At 35.7% G+C, this 17,743-nt stretch carries 19 protein-coding genes and 2 tRNA genes; 1 reads left to right on the top strand and 20 read right to left on the bottom strand.

Features of this window, described 5'->3' with window-relative positions:
- Nucleotides 1-37: 37 nt before the first annotated feature.
- From rplL to DEF52_RS06230, 12 genes are all read right to left on the bottom strand, one after another.
- Entirely contained in the window at nt 38-439 is a 402-nt protein-coding gene (rplL, locus tag DEF52_RS01810) for a 50S ribosomal protein L7/L12 (protein ID WP_007551887.1), read from the bottom strand.
- 26 nt (nt 440-465) lie between these two features.
- Nucleotides 466-984 carry a 50S ribosomal protein L10 gene (gene rplJ / locus DEF52_RS01805; protein ID WP_151807693.1) on the bottom strand — a complete coding sequence of 173 codons (519 nt, stop codon included), beginning with the start codon at nt 982-984 and terminating at the stop codon, nt 466-468.
- A gap of 12 nt (nt 985-996) precedes the next feature.
- Entirely contained in the window at nt 997-1,650 is a 654-nt protein-coding gene (gene rplA / locus DEF52_RS01800; RefSeq protein ID WP_151807692.1) for a 50S ribosomal protein L1, read from the bottom strand.
- A gap of 4 nt (nt 1,651-1,654) precedes the next feature.
- The gene (locus DEF52_RS01795) at nt 1,655-2,095 is read right to left on the bottom strand and encodes a 50S ribosomal protein L11 (RefSeq protein WP_015588765.1); all 441 of its coding nucleotides are present in this window, start codon (nt 2,093-2,095) and stop codon (nt 1,655-1,657) included.
- A 2-nt stretch (nt 2,096-2,097) separates the two neighbouring features.
- Nucleotides 2,098-2,934, bottom strand: coding sequence for a transcription termination/antitermination protein NusG (nusG, locus tag DEF52_RS01790; protein WP_015588764.1), 837 nt, complete (start codon nt 2,932-2,934; stop codon nt 2,098-2,100).
- Complete coding sequence (gene secE, locus DEF52_RS01785; protein ID WP_237357322.1) at nt 2,924-3,124, bottom strand: preprotein translocase subunit SecE; 201 nt, start codon at nt 3,122-3,124, stop codon at nt 2,924-2,926. Before secE ends, nusG begins: the two co-directional genes overlap by 11 nt.
- Before the next feature lie 19 nt (nt 3,125-3,143).
- Nucleotides 3,144-3,216, bottom strand: a tRNA-Trp gene (locus DEF52_RS01780).
- A gap of 13 nt (nt 3,217-3,229) precedes the next feature.
- Nucleotides 3,230-4,402 (bottom strand): elongation factor Tu, encoded by a 1,173-nt coding sequence (tuf, locus tag DEF52_RS01775; protein ID WP_151807690.1) that lies wholly within the window; start codon nt 4,400-4,402, stop codon nt 3,230-3,232.
- An 11-nt stretch (nt 4,403-4,413) separates the two neighbouring features.
- Complete coding sequence (gene fusA / locus DEF52_RS01770; RefSeq protein WP_151807689.1) at nt 4,414-6,489, bottom strand: elongation factor G; 2,076 nt, start codon at nt 6,487-6,489, stop codon at nt 4,414-4,416.
- A 21-nt stretch (nt 6,490-6,510) separates the two neighbouring features.
- Nucleotides 6,511-6,990, bottom strand: coding sequence for a 30S ribosomal protein S7 (gene rpsG / locus DEF52_RS01765; RefSeq protein WP_007549313.1), 480 nt, complete (start codon nt 6,988-6,990; stop codon nt 6,511-6,513).
- A gap of 5 nt (nt 6,991-6,995) precedes the next feature.
- The gene (gene rpsL, locus DEF52_RS01760) at nt 6,996-7,370 is read right to left on the bottom strand and encodes a 30S ribosomal protein S12 (protein ID WP_007549314.1); all 375 of its coding nucleotides are present in this window, start codon (nt 7,368-7,370) and stop codon (nt 6,996-6,998) included.
- 526 nt (nt 7,371-7,896) lie between these two features.
- Nucleotides 7,897-8,049, bottom strand: coding sequence for a hypothetical protein (locus DEF52_RS06230; RefSeq protein WP_007549315.1), 153 nt, complete (start codon nt 8,047-8,049; stop codon nt 7,897-7,899).
- A 434-nt stretch (nt 8,050-8,483) separates the two neighbouring features.
- Here DEF52_RS06230 and prmC point away from each other — a divergent pair, with 434 nt between their 5' ends.
- Nucleotides 8,484-9,323, top strand: a complete 840-nt coding sequence (gene prmC / locus DEF52_RS01755; protein WP_151807688.1) for a peptide chain release factor N(5)-glutamine methyltransferase — start codon at nt 8,484-8,486, stop codon at nt 9,321-9,323.
- Between the two features lie 164 nt (nt 9,324-9,487).
- Here prmC and DEF52_RS01750 read toward each other — a convergent pair whose 3' ends face one another.
- The 8 genes from DEF52_RS01750 to DEF52_RS01715 all read right to left on the bottom strand — a co-directional run bounded on the left by DEF52_RS01750 (nt 9,488) and on the right by DEF52_RS01715 (nt 17,693).
- Nucleotides 9,488-10,327, bottom strand: a complete 840-nt coding sequence (locus DEF52_RS01750; RefSeq protein WP_151807687.1) for a P44/Msp2 family outer membrane protein — start codon at nt 10,325-10,327, stop codon at nt 9,488-9,490.
- 121 nt (nt 10,328-10,448) lie between these two features.
- Complete coding sequence (locus tag DEF52_RS01745) at nt 10,449-12,452, bottom strand: type IV secretory system conjugative DNA transfer family protein (protein ID WP_151807686.1); 2,004 nt, start codon at nt 12,450-12,452, stop codon at nt 10,449-10,451.
- Nucleotides 12,453-12,482: 30 nt separating this feature from the next.
- A complete protein-coding gene (gene virB11 / locus DEF52_RS01740; RefSeq protein ID WP_065094644.1) occupies nt 12,483-13,475 on the bottom strand; it encodes a P-type DNA transfer ATPase VirB11 in 993 nt (330 codons plus the stop codon).
- A gap of 1 nt (nt 13,476) precedes the next feature.
- The gene (locus tag DEF52_RS01735; protein ID WP_151807685.1) at nt 13,477-14,937 is read right to left on the bottom strand and encodes a TraB/TrbI/VirB10 family type IV secretion system protein; all 1,461 of its coding nucleotides are present in this window, start codon (nt 14,935-14,937) and stop codon (nt 13,477-13,479) included.
- Nucleotides 14,938-14,953: 16 nt separating this feature from the next.
- A complete protein-coding gene (gene virB9 / locus DEF52_RS01730; RefSeq protein WP_179951357.1) occupies nt 14,954-15,754 on the bottom strand; it encodes a P-type conjugative transfer protein VirB9 in 801 nt (266 codons plus the stop codon).
- On the bottom strand, nt 15,741-16,421 hold the full coding sequence (locus tag DEF52_RS01725) for a VirB8 family type IV secretion system protein (RefSeq protein ID WP_151807683.1): 681 nt from the start codon (nt 16,419-16,421) through the stop codon (nt 15,741-15,743). Before DEF52_RS01725 ends, virB9 begins: the two co-directional genes overlap by 14 nt.
- Nucleotides 16,422-16,493: 72 nt before the next feature.
- On the bottom strand, nt 16,494-17,576 hold the full coding sequence (locus DEF52_RS01720; RefSeq protein WP_010082649.1) for a GTP cyclohydrolase II: 1,083 nt from the start codon (nt 17,574-17,576) through the stop codon (nt 16,494-16,496).
- Between the two features lie 29 nt (nt 17,577-17,605).
- A tRNA-Leu gene (locus tag DEF52_RS01715) sits at nt 17,606-17,693 on the bottom strand.
- Between the last annotated feature and the right edge of the window lie 50 nt (nt 17,694-17,743).

Here is a 17,743-nt window from a genome sequence, read left to right as displayed (position 1 = left end):
AAAGAGCTATATCAATATAAAATTAATACATTAAATATTATTCAAGCTCCACTTTAGTTGCTCCTGCTTCAATAAGTTTTTGCTTGATTTTTTCTGCTTCGTCTTTAGGAACATTAGCAGTCAAATCTTTAGGTAAAGATTCAACCAACTCTTTTGCTTCTTTTAAACCCAATGTAGAATTAACCTCTCTCACAGCTTTAATAACTCCTATTTTTTTACTCGCATCAATTTCTTTAATCACAACTTTATACTCAGCTTTTTCTTGAGCAGCAGGAGCAGCAGCATTATCACCAATAGGCGCCCCAGCACCAACAGCTCCACCAAGAAAAGAACCAGCAGGCAACCCTATTTTCTCTTCTAGAACTTTTACAAGTTCAGAAGCCTCTAATAGGTTTAAAGATAATATTTTATCAACCAAATCACTTGTTACATTACTCATAATTACCACCTTACTTAACAACAAATTTATTTTTTAGAACTATAATAATCCAAAACTCTCATAAGCCTCATAGAAGATGAATTAATAGACAACGCTAACCGAGCAGGAATATCATAAGATATTAAACGCATAATTTTAACACGCAATTCATCCAGAGAAGGCAACTTAGCCAGTTTATTAACATCTTCCACTGTTAACAATTCATTTAAATGAGCTGCGCAAACCACAGACATTTTTTCTTTGTTAGCATTAGTAAAATCAACTATTAATTTTGCAGCTTCTACTATGCCACTAGAGTATATAATAGCAACAGGACCGGAAAATTTGCCTGATAAATAAGAGAATTTACCAGTCCTTTCCAAAGCCAAGCGCGCTAGAGTGTTTTTAACTACTAATACCCCACCTGCTATAGACTTCAGACTATTTCTCAGAGTTAATGAATCATTAGCATTTATAGATTTAAAATTTACTAATATCAAGAAATCATTATTTACAAATACGTTTATTGTGCTCTGTATAAATTCATCCTTATCTTTACGCTTCACGGTATCACTCCCTTAAATTATATCTTCCACTTTGCTTATCTTATAAGCTTTACCCATAGTTGAATTTAAAAAAACACCCTTAAAGTAAACTCCTTTCACAGAAATAGGTTTATTATCTTTAATTACTTTAAGAAAGGCTTTTAAATTTTCTAGCAAGTCATCAATATCAAATTTAATATTTCCTAATTTACCATGAATAACACCATTTTTATCTGTTCTAAATTTTATCTGACCAGACTTAATGGTTTTAATAGCTTCTGCAATGTTAGAAGTCACAGTACCAAATTTAGGGTTAGGCATCAGCCCTTTAGCACCCAATACTTTTGCAATAGGAGTGATTTTTGCCATAAAATCAGGAGTAGTAATGCACCAATCAACATCTAATTTTCTACCTTTTTTTATTTCTTCAACTAAATCCTCTCCTCCTACAATATCAGCACCAGCTTTTTCAGCTTCTAATAAATGTTTATCTTGAGTGAAAACAGCTACTTTAATATTCTTCCCGATACCCTTAGGCAAAACTACTGTACCACGCATCTGCTCTTCAGATTTACGTGAATCTACGCCTAAATTGACCGCAATATCAACTGATTCATTAAATTTTGCTGAAGCAGACTCAACAACCTTCTTCAAACACTGCTTAGGATTATCATTATATGTATTCATTTACCTAACCTTCCACAACTTCTATACCCATAGATTTTGCAGTGCCTACAACCATTTTCACTGCTGAATCTTCATTATCCACTTTCATATCAACCATCTTGCACTTTGCCACTTTAATTATAGCAGACATAGGTAATTTAGCCACTAATTCTTTACCAGGATTACCAGAACCTTTACTTAATTTAGCTTCCTGCTTAAGTAAATAAGCCACAGGCGGACCGCTGACAGTAAAATCATGAGAGCGATCATCCTTTATGGAAATTCGCACTGTTACTAAATCGCCTACTTTATAATTAGCGTTAGCAGCGCTAGTAACTTTATTAAAAGCTTCACAAAACTTAGGAACAGGTATACCACGTGGACCAAGTACTGAAGCAATTTTTGGTCCTGGAACTGCTTTTCCAGCTTCCATAAGTAAGTTAATCTTAGCAACTACAACACTCATAATTAATCCTCTATTTTCTCTACTTGAGCCAGATCAAGCTCTATTATTGTCGGCTTACCTAAAATCGATACTTCCACATTAATAATTTTTTTCTCATCGTTTACCATATTTACCTTACCAGTAAAATTTTGAAAAAGACCATCATTAATTTTCACTTTTTCACCTTTTTCATAACCATAACCTAACTTCTTTGTCTCTTGAGCATTATAAAGTGCATTACACATTGAATGAATCTCATCATCCAAAATTACCTTTGGAATATTACCATTTTTCAAAAATCCATAAACCTTAAGAGATTTTGGTATATTATTGATAAAATTCAATACTTCATCGCATAAATTCACGTATAAAAAGACATAACCAGGAAAGCATTTCCTTCGTGTAGCAATTTTCTTAGATTTCAACTCTATTTCACTTAGTTCTTCATATGGAATAAAAACTTCCTTAAAGTAATCATTAACACCCAATCTCATAGAATTTTCCAATATATGTTGGCGCACTTTCTCTTCACAATTGGAAGCAACTCTCAAGATATACCATTTATATCTATTAAATTCTTTACACTTTAAACTTATCTCATCATCTGAAATCATCTCAAAATCACCAGATTCGCCACTACAGAATCCAGGCGTTTGATTCAAAATATTTTTGCTTTCATCACACAGATGCATATATACATACACTTCACATAACTCTTTTATATCAGACTTTGAATTACATACCGTTTGATAAGGAATAAACACTTCCTTAAAATAAACAGCATTACTTACCAATTCGCGTATGTTTTGCTCATATCCATAATCAACTTTAATGATATACCATTTATATTCACATTCCATAAATAATTCCAAATAAAGCCTTAATTACGTAAAGAGACATAAAATCCACAAAACAGAAGAAAATCGAAAAGCATAATATAACAATCATTACAACAAATAGAGATGAAAACACCTCCTGTTTCTTTACCCAAGCAATTCTTCGTATTTCTTGCTTTATATCACAGAAAAAACCACACAAACTTTTTAACATTTCCACCACAACATTAATGCAGGAGCGATAGGAATTGAACCTACAACCTCTGGTTTTGGAGACCAGCGCTCTACCAATTGAGCTACACTCCTATAACTTAAACTCTCACTCCAAAATTTCAGAAACAACACCAGAACCAACAGTTCTACCGCCTTCTCTTATCGCAAAACGCAATCCCTTATCCATTGCTATCGGTACTTGCAATTCTACTTCTACACTCACATTATCTCCTGGCATTACCATCTCCTTCCCATCTAGCAATTTTATGCTCCCAGTTACATCCGTTGTCCTTAAATAAAACTGTGGCTGGTAATTCGCAAAAAATGGTGTATGCCTTCCTCCTTCCTCTTTCTTTAATATATAAACCTCCGCCTTAAACTTTCTATGCGGCGTTATCGTCCCCGGTTTTGCTAATACTTGCCCTTTCTCCACTTCTTCTCTTTTTGTTCCTCTCAGCAATATTCCTACATTGAGCCCTGCACTCCCCTTCTCTAGCAATTTCTTAAACATCTCAACACCTGTACATATTGTCTTTTGTGTTGCTTTTAAACCTATTATCTCTATCTCTTCTCCCGTCTTTATCTCTCCCTTCTCTATTCTTCCTGTTACCACTGTTCCTCGCCCCGATATCGAAAATACATCTTCGATTGGCAGTAAAAATGGTAAATCCACAGGCCTTGGTGGAACCGCCACATATTCATCTAACTTTTCCATCAATTTATCTATTGATTTCTTTCCATATTCGCTGCTGTCATCCTCCAGCGCTTTCAATGCAGATCCCACTACCACAGGAACTTCATCCCCTGGAAATCCGTATTTATTCAGCAATTCCCTCACTTCCATTTCTACTAAATCCATCATATCAGCATCAGCAACATCAGCTTTATTTATATACACCACGATATATCCAACACCTACCTGCTTCGCCAGCAATATATGCTCTCTCGTTTGTGGCATTGGCCCATCAACCCCTGACACTACCAATATCGCCGCATCCATCTGTGCTGCACCTACTATCATGTTCTTTACATAGTCAGCGTGCCCAGGACAATCAACGTGTGCATAATGCCTTTTCTCTGTCTGATACTCAACATGCGCTGTTGCTATCGTTATCCCCCTCTTCCTTTCTTCTGGCGCTTTATCTATCTGATCGTACGCTACAAAATTTCCATAATGCTTTGTTATTGCCGCTGTTAACGTTGTCTTCCCATGATCCACATGTCCTATTGTTCCCACATTTACATGCGGCTTTCCAAATGCTTCCACTACTGCTGTCATAATTATTACCCTTAATTATACTTTAACTTTAACTCATCAACCACATATTGTGGTACTTGTTCATAACAAGAAAAATGCATACTATACTGAGCTCTTCCCTGAGACATAGAACGCAAAACGTTGATATAACCAAACATATTTGCAAGAGGCACCGAAGCAGTAATTATTTTGCTATTATTACCTAAATCCAGCATATCAGCAACATTTCCTCTTCTACTATTTATATCACCCATAACATCACCCATATATTCTTCAGGAGTAATGATTTCAACTTTCATTATAGGTTCTAACATTTTTGGACCAGCTTTATTCGCCATTTCCTTAAAAGCACCCTTAGCAGCAAGTTCAAAAGCTAAAGGACTAGAATCAACCTCATGAAAAGCACCATCAAGAAGAGTAGCCTTAAAATCAATCAACGGAAATCCCGAAATTATACCACCTTCTTTTATCAACTCCAAGCCATTTTCTACTCCAGGAATATACTCCTTTGGAATAGCACCACCTACAATTTTACTTTCAAATTGAAACCCAGAACCAGGCTCAAGAGGTTCAAATTTTATTTTAACCTTAGCAAACTGACCAGCCCCACCAGATTGTTTTTTATGAGTGTAATCAATTTCAACAGATTTAGTGATAGTTTCACGATATGCAACCTGAGGAGCACCGACATTAGCCTCAACGTTAAACTCGCGCTTCATTCTATCAACAATAATCTCAAGATGGAGCTCACCCATGCCTTTCAATATAGTCTGGCCGCTTTCCGCATTTACTGACATTCTTAAAGAAGGATCTTCCGCAACCAACCTATTTAGAGCAATACCTAATTTTTCCTGATCTGAAGTGGTTTTAGGTTCCACAGCAATTTCAATAACAGGCTCAGGAAATTCCATACGCTCCAATAATATAGGAAAATCAACAGAACATAAAGTATCTCCGGTGGTTGTTTTCTTTAGCCCAACTAAAGCAACTATATCTCCAGCCCTAGCCTCAGTTATATCTTCTCGGTTATTTGCATGCATAAGTAACATTCTGCCAATCCCTTCAGTTTCGTTTTTTAACGCATTTGAAACGGTAGATTTAGACTTTAATTTACCAGAATAAATACGGATAAACGTCAAGCTGCCTACAAATTTATCCGTCATCACTTTAAACGCAAGAGCAACAAATTTCTCTTTTTCTGAAGGTTTGACCTCAATTTTCTTTTCTGAATCTTTAGGATCAGTTCCAACAATTACATCAACATCAATAGGAGAAGGTAAAAAGTCAACCACACCATCTAAAAGTGGTTGTACGCCTTTATTTTTAAAAGCTGATCCACATAATACAGGGACAAATTTTCCTTTAATGGTCCCATTTCTCACACATTTTTTCAGTAAATCCACTGGCAGATCATTAGACTCAAAGTAAGTATTCATCGCTTCATCATCCATCTCAGCTGCAGCATCTAATAAAAGATTTCGATATTCTTGAGCCTTATCAAGCAAATCAGAAGGAATATCTTCATAAGAAAATTTAGCACCCAACGTTTCTTCTTGCCATATAATGGCTTTCATAGAAATAAGGTCAATTATACCTTTGAAATCTTTCTCACTTCCTATTGGCAACTGAATGACTAAAGGTGCTGCACCAAGCTTCGTCTTTATCATATCGACACATCGATAAAAATTTGCCCCTATTCTATCCATCTTATTAACAAAGCAGATACGAGGAACGCTATATTTATCAGCTTGACGCCACACTGTCTCAGATTGAGGTTCAACTCCAGCAACTCCATCAAATACAGCAACTGCACCATCCAAAACCCTTAAAGATCTCTCAACTTCAATAGTGAAATCAACGTGACCAGGAGTGTCTATTATATTGACCCTATGATCATTCCAAAAACATGTTGTTGCAGCAGATGTGATTGTAATACCACGCTCTTTTTCCTGCTCCATCCAATCCATAGAAGCTGCACCATCGTGCACTTCACCAATTCTATTTTGCTTACCAGTATAAAATAAAATACGCTCTGTTGTGGTAGTCTTACCAGCATCTATGTGAGCCATTATCCCTATATTTCTGTATTTAGATATTCCAATTTCCATATCACAATTAATTAGCTAACATTAAAAACGAAGATGAGAAAATGCCTTATTAGCTTCAGCCATTTTATATTTTTCTTCGCACATCTTAAACGCACCACCGCGTTTATTATAAGCATCCAGTATTTCAGATTGCAAACAATCAACAGTGGTTTTTCCACTCTTTTTTCGAGCAGCAGAAGTTGCTTTAGCAATCCACCTTAACGCTAAAGAAACCGCTCTATCTTGTCGAACTTCAACAGGTACTTGATAAGTTGCACCACCAATGCGTCGAGAACGCACTTCTATAGAAGGAGTAACATTTCCTACTGCTGTCTCAAAAATTGATAACCCACCTTCGCCTATTTTCTTTTCAGCTAAAGACAAAGCGTCATAGATAATCTTTTCTGCAGTAGATTTTTTACCACATTTCATGATTGTATTAATGAAACGCATCAGCAAAACACTGCCGTAACGCGAATCAGGACTTATTTCTCTTTTTTTTGCTTTATTCCGACGAGCCATAAACTTTAACCAGATTTCTTTACACCATATTTTGAACGAGCTTTCTTTCGATTTTGCACACCACGCAGATCAAGGGCACCTCTTATTATGTGATAACGCACACCTGGCAAATCTTTAACCCGCCCACCACGTATCAAAACAACAGAGTGTTCTTGTAAATTATGACCTTCACCAGGTATATAAGCCGTCACTTCACCATACCCACTAATTTTTACTCTGGCTACTTTACGGAGTGCTGAGTTAGGCTTTCTAGGAGTTGTAGTATACACCTTAGTGCAAACACCTCTCCTTTGAGGGTTGCTTTTTCCCAAAGCTGGTACCTTTTTCTTATGGGTCAATCCTAATCTACCCTTACGTATTAATTGATTTATCGTAGGCATATGTTATAAACTCAAGCTCATTAAAATAACTAAGTTTTTAGTTATAAAATAATAAACCTCAATAGTCAATATAAAAATAAACATTACTACTCTAATAATTAAGCTCAACTGCCTTGAAAGCCATCAGTAGACTTCTTGCACTACCTCCCAAGCCACAACTGTCATTCAGTAGAAACGAAAAAACTTACTTGACACCCTTCGCCAGCCCCATTATCATGGTACTGAAGGTATTCATTTATCTTCAATCTGTGCAGATTAAATGACAACAGTATTACGTAATTGGCGTCTTATTTTTAATTTTTTGCACTATGCACACTTTACGTCTTCACAACATTTCTGGGTTTTTACCTATATAAGCTGAAACGCGCTTATAAAGCGTTTAAGACAGTATAGTACGCCAATTTGCAGGATTAGAGAGTGACAACTAGCTAATACGGGATATCTTTTGCCTTTTTTTCTGCTTAGTAAATTTCTTAAACATTTAAACTAAGGTGAGTTGCATTTAAAAGCAGCTAAATTGCAGTGTTTAAGACTTAAAAAACGCCAATACTGAAAATAGACAATGACTAGGGCTTCTTTTGCCTTTTTTTTGCTTGGTAAATTTCTTAATATTTATGGCAACATGAACTGGGCAGGAAGGTGTCATTCCAGTGCTTGACACTGGAATCCAGTTTTCCATATAATCTCATCGAAAATGTTGTAACCACTTTCTGTACTAGTTTGCTTGCTTACAAGCAAACTTTTCTGGATCCCAGTGTCTGGGCACTGGGATGACAGGGGAGGAAGGCTACTTGGATGACACCATTCTTTTTCCTGGATCCAAGTAGTCAGGGCACTGGGATGACAGGAGAAGGTACTAGGATGACACCCTGACCTCGTCGTCCCGCTACGTGTTAGCGTAATCTAGAGATACCGTGACGGTATGACGTAAAGCTCGCATTAGCTATACTTTTATGCTCACCAACTTAGCTGGATCCAAGTAGTCAAGCTACTTGGATCTGCAAATTGCAATGTTCGTACAGCTGCGTGCTTGACACTGGGATTTAGTGCAGCTACCCTAAACTGGAAGCTCATCTTGCTATTTTTGGCTGAAAGAAACATATTTTTAGAATAATGAAAACAATCAGCACTTTAATTCAAGAAGGATCGGAGTTATTATCGTCACATAAAGTTGAATCACCACATTTAGATTGTGAAATCATCATGCAGCACGTACTTGGAGTGGAAAGATCATTTATAATTGTGAACCATGCTGATCAAGTGCCGATGGAGAAAGAACTTTTATTTTGGAAATTAACAAAAAAAAGAGCGGAAAGATATCCAATATCGCAAATAATAGGTAATCGTGAATTCTGGAGTAAAAATTTTATAGTTAACCAGCATGTTTTAGATCCAAGGCCAGATAGTGAAACAATAATCCTAGCAGTGTTAAAATATTACCCAAACAAAAAACAGAAACTAAAAATTGCAGATTTTGGTACAGGCACAGGTTGTTTATTGATATCCGTACTTAGTGAGTATGAATATGCTGTTGGCGTCGGTTTTGAAAAAAGCTTGGAAGCATATAAAGTTGCCTATCAGAACACAAAAAAACATGATCTTCTCAGCAGAGCCAAAATATTTCCAAGTTCGTGGACAGAGTGCAGAGGTTCATTCGATCTTATAATCAGTAATCCTCCATATATTAAAAGAAGCAAATTGAAAGACTTGCAAGCTGAAGTGCAAAAGGAACCAAGAATTGCCCTTGATGGTGGTATTGATGGTTTGAGCTGTTACTTGAGCATTTTTCCAATATTAAGGAGGTGCCTTAAAAAAAATGGGTTTGCGATATTGGAGATAGGTGAAGATCAAAGCAATATTGACAAAATAATCCCCTCATACGAATTAGCTTTTCAGGAATATGTATATGACTTAGCGGGAATGAAGAGATGCATTGTTATGCAAAAAACATAGCTAATGTTTTTTTGCCTTCATCCCATATTATCCTATATCATCCCAGTACCCTCTACCTAGTCATCCAAGTAGCGTGACTACTTGGATCTATATTTAACTAGATCCTATGGTCAAGCCATAGGATGACAGGAACGGTTTTATGCATTTTTTAAAGGGCAACATGTTTAAGCTTTGCTGGCAAAATGGAAAGTAAGACCAGCCTCTATACCGTGTGTGTGAAATAGTTGATTACCTATATTTATTTCCTCAGTTACTTTGCTACCTGAGCTAGGATTAAGCTTCTTTTTTTTATCATTATTAGGGTCGTCTACCACTTGTCCTAACCTTTTTGCTGTAAGCTTAATATCGCTACCAATAGCACCAAAACCTCTATATCCGATATGCATATTTACATCTTCGTTTATGCGATAGTCAAAGCCAGCTTTTAATTGACCTGCGGGTCTTATTGACGGTTTTTCAAACATCGTCATTCTTGTTGCACCGATCCCAATACCAACGTAAGGAGAAAAAGAGAAACGGTCACTTTTCCAATGATGATAAACATTTGCCATTACAGATATGTTCTCAATTTGGTCATGACTAACTGCAGCACTATAGAGATAAATTTCTTTATTAGGAGTCTCCTTTAGATATGAAACAGTTATTTGGCTACTTGTTAAACCAATATTATCCACTTTTACAGAAGAATACATTCCTTCCAATTCAGCCCTATAGCTGTTGTTACCCAATTCTCCTGTGTAACCAAATGCCACATTTGCAGCAAAAGGTGGATTATAATCTCCTTTATACTCACTTAGTGACTGACCTTCTGTGTTCTGAGCACCCCTGTCATTTATAGACAAATTTTTGATACCTGTAGTGCTTGTTTTTAGTACGCTTGTGTTATTTAAATATTGACCGTAATACCCACTACCAAAGTAAAACCCTTCTGTTTCACTTGCAAAAGATTGTTGTGACAACAATAAAGCAAATGCTGTAACCGCTAATGTTTTTTTACTAATCATTACTACTCCCCTAGTTAAAATAGCTAATCTAATACTAATTAATTAAAAATGGCTTAATATGAAAAACCTAATTATTTGCATAACTTGCACTTTTCTGAGCTAAAAATAGGCAAAGTTAACCTTACTTCTCGTCATTTTTTAATTTATCCTCATCTTCAAATTCATCCTCCTCTTCTTCGTCATCAAACCCATCATCGCTCCTATCCTCATCTTCCTCGTCATCATCTTCAAACTTATCGTCGATATCTTCATCATCAATATCTTCGTCTGCAAATTCATCTGATTCATCATATACTGCATCTTCTGTTTTAGTTTCAGCAGGATAATCAACTGAATTAGGTCCCTCAAGAGCATTATTCCCCTCGTTATTAACCTTCTCTTTGCTCGCAGCGGCAGAAAGAACTTTGTTTGGGTCATATGGTTCTTGTGTAGGCACACGAGTTTGCTTGAGCAGTCTTTTTGTGAAGGTGCTATCACTGTAGTACAAAATTTTCTTTGATTTAATTGGGTAAGTCGACTCTATTAAAATTATCTGATCGTCGCGTGGCAACATAATAACTTCTTGAGGCAATAGCAATGCTCTCTGTATTTCAGAGATATGTAACGACCTTGAAGCAGGATTCAAGTCTAAAAACTTAGGTTTGTTTAACGATTCTTGTTGTACAGTTTTATTTCCTATAAGTTGCGATATTAAATTAGCTGTTTCAATATTATTGGCTGCAAAAGTTATTCTGTAAGTCGAGTTTGACAAAAAGGAGTTCATCCCTGCTTCTTCGTATATTCCTTTGAGCTGCTCAGTATCTTGAACAATTAAGAATAACCTAACTCGATAACCACGAAAATATGCAATACCTGTTTGAAATTGCTCCATTTTTCCAAGTGTAGGAAACTCATCCATTAAAAACAATACGCCATAAGGCTCGTCATCCGATGGCAATTTTCTACATAAAAACTCAGTTGCCTGTTGGTAAAAAACCTGCATTAAAGGCCTGAGCCTAGTCAAGTTGTCAGGAGTTAAACCAACATAAACTGTAATTTTCTTCTTTTTAAAATCTAGAATATTAAAATCACTTGACGCAGTTGCAGTATCAATCAATGGGTTTGCCCACAATTCAAGTGATGAGTTCATGGTTGATACAACACCTGACCTTTCTTTATCAGCTTTTTGTAAAAAAGCTGCAATATTCATATATGCTACAGGGTGTAGTATTTTACCCATTGTATCAAGAGCAACAGCAAGATTATAAACCACGTCATCACTACGCATCGTACGCACAACTTCACCAAAAGATTTAACTTTCTCTGGTGCAGCAAGTAAGTATAATACCACTCCAACAAATAAGCTTCTTGCTTCATTCTGCCAAAAGTCTTGTTCAGGCATGATTAGGTTAGCTATTTTCTGCACATCGTCAACCATCTGCCCAGGTTTTTCACTAATCCATTGTAATGGATTGTAACAGTGACTTATTCCATCTGGCTGCGCTGGATTCCATACGTATACTTTTTGTCCTTGTCGTTCTCGCCAACCACTTGTTATTTCATAGTTTTCTAATTTTATGTCGTGTACAATTACCGAGTCAGTCCAAAATAATAAATTAGGAATTACAAAGCCAACACCCTTACCAGAACCTGTAGGTGCAAATAACAATGCATGCTGAAACCCATCAGAAATGAAGTATCCTCTTTTATCTTTACCAAGCAATAATCCCTTTTTGCTTCTTAATCCTGCTTTTCGTATGTCTTTCTCTGATGCCCACTGCGAATCTCCATGAAGTGATTCCTTCTTTTTAAATGGTCGCCACTCAATTATCCTTTCTCTTAAATTCCACAAAATAATCATTAAAACAACGATAGGCAGTGCAGAAGATATAATTAATTTGATTTTGAGCTCACGGCTATATAACTCTGGATGATGCCAACAATATTGTATATGATCAAAGATTGTTGGCCAAAGAGCTTGAGGGAAAGGCGTCAAACTAGGATTAATTGCCTTAAAATCCACAGCATCCGGACCGTCAACTAATAGAAAGAACAATATACCAGATAGATAGAAGCAAAACTCAAGTACGCTAAAAGCTACTACACCTCCTATGAGAATATTACGTAGGTGATTTCCATTACTCATAAACTACTCTTCCTTAACTTATGTATAAATTTAAGCATTTTCGCTCGCAGATCTAGTAAATAATATCTCAGAAATGCTTCTTTTGCCCCCACCGGTTCTTTTTAGCTGAATAACAATATCAATCACATTTCTAATGTATGGTATAATTTGGTCTGGAGGAATGCCAAGATTTGCCTGCATAACCATCAATTTTATTTGCTCAAGGGCCATTGTTGGACTATCTGCATGAAGGGTTGATATTGATCCAGGGTGACCAGTATTTATCGCCCTGAGAAAACTAAAAGCTTCCGCTCCACGGAGCTCACCAACTATTATTCTGTCTGGCCTTAAACGTAAGCACGCTTCTATCAAATCTTGAGTGGTTACTTTTGCTCTGCCCTGCCCTCCTTTAGAGGCAATTAGATGGACTTTATTGGGATGATCGTTCAAAACGATTTCCCTTGCATCCTCAACAGTAATAATTCTTTCCTCAGCTGGAATAGCACGCAAAGTAGCATTAGTAAAAGTAGTCTTACCAGTGGAAGTTCCACCACTAATTATAATATTTTTCTTACTTATTACAGCGTATTCTAAAAACTCTTTTATTTTTTTTTGCCTTAACAATAAATCCAAATGACGGTCAACTGGATTATCAGTTGCTTCTGTAACAGTTTCAGAAAAAGCCCCCATTTTTTCGTAATCATCGAGTGCTAACTGCATGCTAGAAGGCTTACGAATCGACATGACTACTTTATCAGGTTCACATGCTGGCGGAAATACTATCTGTATACGATAACCATTTGGTAATGTTGCCGAAAGTAACGGCGCTTCTTCGCTAAGTTTTTGTTCTGTAGCTTGAGCAATCAGTCTGCCAAGAGATTTCAAATGGTTAAGATCGAATACTTCTAATTTTTCACACCTTATTTCACCGCGATTTTCAATCCATACTTCCTTTGGCTTATTTATTGATATTTCATTTACGCCTTCTTCTTGAAATATGCCTTGTAATGGCTCCAAATATGTATCAAGTGCAGCATAGTTCATTTCATTGATTTAATATTGCCTGTGGAGGAAATACTATATCTTGGTTAACAAATACTTTCAATGCAGTGCCTTGATCAACATAAATAGTTGGTTTTTTATCTGTATATCTGCCCACTACATCCCGCATATCTTTAGAAAAATCCTCGATTGATTTCCCGATTGCTTCATCATAAACAGACTTGCTTTTTCTTTGAATTTGTTCTAACAGTTGATTTACAATTTCCAGGCTTATATTTACCTCGTCTTCTTCAATTTCTAGTGCTTTTGCTATTTCCTCTTTCATTATTTTTAGTAAATCTTGTCTGCTTTTGGCACTCCGAATTCTTCCGATAGCCCCAAGGCCTAATTTCCATTTGTCACTAGATATCTTCTTTTCTGGGTCAATAATGAGTTGGAGAGAAGAAAAATCTATTTCGGTTGCAGTGATAGACTTTACTGCATCTCTGATAGTTAGCGTATCAACAAGATTAGAAGCCTTTTGCCCTATAACAGCAGAACCAATCGAAACACCAGCAAGTGTCACTGAAGAGAATAACGCACTTACTATTTTGTTATCAACTATTCCTGCTATCCCTGCTCTACCAAGCTCGTCAGTACCAAGTGATGAGATTGCAATATCTATTCCATGTGGCAGAATCACTCTATTCCAGTTTATATTTACACGAGATTTAGCAACATTCGAGTCAAATGAATAACTGCCTATCAATCTTGAGCCTTTAGGTATTAAAACTGTATCACCAGTTTCTGCATAAACATCTCTACTTACCATAGCACGCAGCATTCCTTGCAGATCAGAGTTTATTGCAGTTTCAAGGACAGCATCAATAATTTTACCTTGAGTAATCATTAAACCAAGCTTTCCTACCCTGGTAGCTTTGCTCGATTGTGCTGAAGTGTCGGATAAAATAGCATCAGCAGCCTTGTTCTCTCCACTACCACCTGAAATTGTTAACATTTGTGCACTACGTCTGTCTCTAGGATAACCGCCACCCCCTATTGTAGGAAATGAGGTAGGTAAATTACCCATAACATTACTAGAAGGAAAATTTTGCTTTGGCAAAATAGGTATATTTGACACAGGAGTTTCTTTTGGTTTCTCTTCTTCTTTTTTCATCACTTCTTCTTTTCTAATTTGTTTTATTTCTGGTATGATTAGTGGTGTAGGAAGAGGAGGTAAGGGTGGTAAGGGATCAGTTATTATTCTTTCAGGAACCATTACATTATCTGGAACTTGTTCCAACTTTCCTTTCAATTCTTGAACGTTTTGTTTTGTTTCCTCTTTTTTAATAACTTCTGAACCCTCTTTAGGAGAAGGACTAAAATAGAGATAATACACTCCACCAGCCAGAAGCACTAAAATAATGACCATCAATGCCCTATGACCTTGATTAGAGCCAACTGTTACTACCTTATTCTCTATTTCTGATTCATCTTCTGAATTGTTACGCCTTTCTTTATTCATATTGCATGTACCACAGCTAAAGTGACCTATTTATAATTTCAACTTCACCATCTTCATAACGCATAAATAGCTTTTTATGTACTCCTTTTATTATAACATAATCATCAAATAACAGCCTTTTACAAGGTTTATCCTCCCCTTCTACAAAAATCTGAGGTATTTTATTATTATTTCTAAATTTTAAATAGGTTAAATAACCATCATCAAATAACTCAATCGGAACTATATCCGCATTACCACCTTCATCAATATATGTATAATTGTACTTCGTATCATTTTCTTGTATTATGTTTTCTAGCTTGTCTGTAGTATATTGCATTTGAGTAGGTAAAGAAACCTCATCTAAATCAACATCAAATTCACCTTCTTCTTTAGGATAATAAAAACGTACTACGTAAGATATATCCTTTTCAGCAGAATAATCGTGATCCACTTTCTTAGCATCAGTATCCGGGTATTTATCGTAGTTTGGCCTTGAGATTAAATCAAAAATGTAATTTCTTTTTTTAGTTGTCGTAATAATCATGTTAGTGCGACTACTAACTTCAAATGGCATGATAAGCAATTTATTGTCATAAGGATTAATTTTCCAACTTGATGCATCACCAACAGCGATATTTTTAACTTTTTCTCCTTCCGCAAATTCAATATAAGAATAGTAACCCTGACTAAAAACCACCGTAAATACTTCATTAGGGCTATACACAAAAGTCTTTATTCTACTATCTATAGAAATAGGCTCATTATAATTAATGGATGCGTTTAAATTGCCACTTACAAGTAAAGCTAAAACTAATAATATCCTATACATATTCATCATCTACTCTATATGAAATAACTTGAAATCCTAATGGGTTAATATATCTTTGCTGATCATCCATTTCAAGCGATGCATATCTATATGACATAATAACTATCTTATTTTTTCTCGTAGAACTTCCATCTTTCCGTGTAAATTCCACAAAAAATCTCACCTGAAGAGCATCGTTACCCAACTTTTGAATTGAGCGAATTTTAAATTCACTTTTGGTATCTGAATATAAATTAAAAAGATCATCCATATTCTGCGATCCTACATAATTTCTAAATTCATTATACACATTAGGTGAGGAAAACAACCTCACCTTTGTATAATAGTTATAATTATAATGATATGGATCAAAAACCTCCCTTGCTTTTATATACTCTGAAATAAAATAATCGTTTAGCGCTTCATCTGCAGAATACTGTTTTACTGTGACAGGATCAACCAATTGCACTATTCCTGATTTCTTGTCAATTTCTATAACAAATGGCTCAATAGTGCTACTTGTGCTAATTTTAAATATGACTAATATGCTGATAGAGATCGTTGCTAATAATATTAATGCAAATAAAAGTAGAATATTCCTTTGAGCAATAACTGTGCTGTAGCGGTTTGAATTCCAATTTATATCCTTATCTAAGGATTCAGTATTTTTTTCTCGCTTAAAAAATCTTAGCATTTTAGTATTCCTAAAAATCTTAACTTATGTTAATAAACATAGCAAATTAACAAAGTAGTTACAGCAAAAAAGCTAAAAAACTCTTAATCTATGGCCTAATTTACCAAACTTTGTCTCCATATATGAATCGTTATATTTATTACGTTCCACAATAAGTGGTAGACACTTTGTAACTCCTATACCACTACTTTCCAATTCTGACAATTTCCTATCATTGTTTGTAAGTAATTGGATTTTGTTAATGTTCAATTTCTTAAGCATTTTAGCTGCAACAGCAAAACTCCTTTCATCATCTTCAAAACCCAATATTCTATTTGCATCAACAGTATCAAGATTATGTCCTCTTTGCATACTGTACGCTCTTAACTTATTAGTTAAACCAATGCCTCTTCCATCTTGCATCAAATACAATATAATACCACTTCCAGAGTCAGCTATCATTTGAATTGCTTGATGTAACTGACTTCTGCAATCGCATGACAAGCTATCTAACAAGTCACCCGTATAGCACGAAGAATGAATTCTCACTAATGGTTCGTCATCTTTATCTGGATTGCCAATGATAATTGCATGATGTTCTCTTCCACCACTTTCGGTTCTATAAGATATGATATTTACTTCTTGAGTCTGTTTTAAAAATAATGATGTTTTGCACACTTCATATACATCCTGATTTTCTTGAAAATTATTTATGAATGACGTGTCCAGTGCAATAACGTCATTTTTCTCGCACCAATTTCGCATTTCATGGTTATTCTCAAAAGTCATATCAGCCACTAACGCGTATGGCAATAATTCTGAGAACTTAAGCAAGGCAATAGCACATTCATCTATTGTCTTTGAGCATTGCAACTCTTTTATGCAATCTTCCTTTGAACAGTTTATTAAATAGAGCAGTTCATCAAAATTATTCACCAACAGACGTTTGCTGTTATGTTCTTTATTCTGAGATATGTATTTTACCTTACTTGAAGTTAAAGTAACATATACATTACTTGATGTAAGCTTGTATTGATTAAATAAATCTCTTTCTAAAGCCTCAGCAGCAGCAAACAATAGGTAATTACTTTCATCATATATTACAATTGGCCGACCGCGCCTGATTTCGCTGATAGCTCTTTCTACCTTATTGCTACTCTGATTTCCTATAAACATTTTTACCCATATTAAACAGCGATAAAAACTGGTGCGGCCGAGAAGACTTGAACTTCCAAGGCCTTATGAGCCACAGCGACCTCAACGCTGCGTGTCTACCAATTCCACCACGGCCGCACTATATTCTAGTTTTTATATAATTATTTTAAATTACTTAATCATTTTAG

Source organism: Wolbachia endosymbiont of Nasonia oneida, assembly GCF_009012935.1.
GTDB lineage: Bacteria > Pseudomonadota > Alphaproteobacteria > Rickettsiales > Anaplasmataceae > Wolbachia > Wolbachia pipientis.
This window is presented reverse-complemented; position numbering and strand designations above follow the sequence as displayed.

Bases quoted from the DNA above. Each gene is read 5' to 3' on its own strand.
- rplL (WP_007551887.1), bottom strand. From the start codon at position 439: ATGAGTAATGTAACAAGTGATTTGGTTGATAAAATATTATCTTTAAAC.
- rplA (WP_151807692.1), bottom strand. From the start codon at position 1,650: ATGAATACATATAATGATAATCCTAAGCAGTGTTTGAAGAAGGTTGTT.
- DEF52_RS01795 (WP_015588765.1), bottom strand. From the start codon at position 2,095: ATGAGTGTTGTAGTTGCTAAGATTAACTTACTTATGGAAGCTGGAAAA.
- nusG (WP_015588764.1), bottom strand. From the start codon at position 2,934: ATGGAATGTGAATATAAATGGTATATCATTAAAGTTGATTATGGATAT.
- secE (WP_237357322.1), bottom strand. From the start codon at position 3,124: ATGTTAAAAAGTTTGTGTGGTTTTTTCTGTGATATAAAGCAAGAAATA.
- tuf (WP_151807690.1), bottom strand. From the start codon at position 4,402: ATGACAGCAGTAGTGGAAGCATTTGGAAAGCCGCATGTAAATGTGGGA.
- fusA (WP_151807689.1), bottom strand. From the start codon at position 6,489: ATGGAAATTGGAATATCTAAATACAGAAATATAGGGATAATGGCTCAC.
- rpsG (WP_007549313.1), bottom strand. From the start codon at position 6,990: ATGGCTCGTCGGAATAAAGCAAAAAAAAGAGAAATAAGTCCTGATTCG.
- rpsL (WP_007549314.1), bottom strand. From the start codon at position 7,370: ATGCCTACGATAAATCAATTAATACGTAAGGGTAGATTAGGATTGACC.
- DEF52_RS06230 (WP_007549315.1), bottom strand. From the start codon at position 8,049: ATGGAAAACTGGATTCCAGTGTCAAGCACTGGAATGACACCTTCCTGC.
- prmC (WP_151807688.1), top strand. From the start codon at position 8,484: ATGAAAACAATCAGCACTTTAATTCAAGAAGGATCGGAGTTATTATCG.
- DEF52_RS01750 (WP_151807687.1), bottom strand. From the start codon at position 10,327: ATGATTAGTAAAAAAACATTAGCGGTTACAGCATTTGCTTTATTGTTG.
- DEF52_RS01745 (WP_151807686.1), bottom strand. From the start codon at position 12,452: ATGAGTAATGGAAATCACCTACGTAATATTCTCATAGGAGGTGTAGTA.
- virB11 (WP_065094644.1), bottom strand. From the start codon at position 13,475: ATGAACTATGCTGCACTTGATACATATTTGGAGCCATTACAAGGCATA.
- DEF52_RS01735 (WP_151807685.1), bottom strand. From the start codon at position 14,937: ATGAATAAAGAAAGGCGTAACAATTCAGAAGATGAATCAGAAATAGAG.
- virB9 (WP_179951357.1), bottom strand. From the start codon at position 15,754: ATGAATATGTATAGGATATTATTAGTTTTAGCTTTACTTGTAAGTGGC.
- DEF52_RS01725 (WP_151807683.1), bottom strand. From the start codon at position 16,421: ATGCTAAGATTTTTTAAGCGAGAAAAAAATACTGAATCCTTAGATAAG.
- DEF52_RS01720 (WP_010082649.1), bottom strand. From the start codon at position 17,576: ATGTTTATAGGAAATCAGAGTAGCAATAAGGTAGAAAGAGCTATCAGC.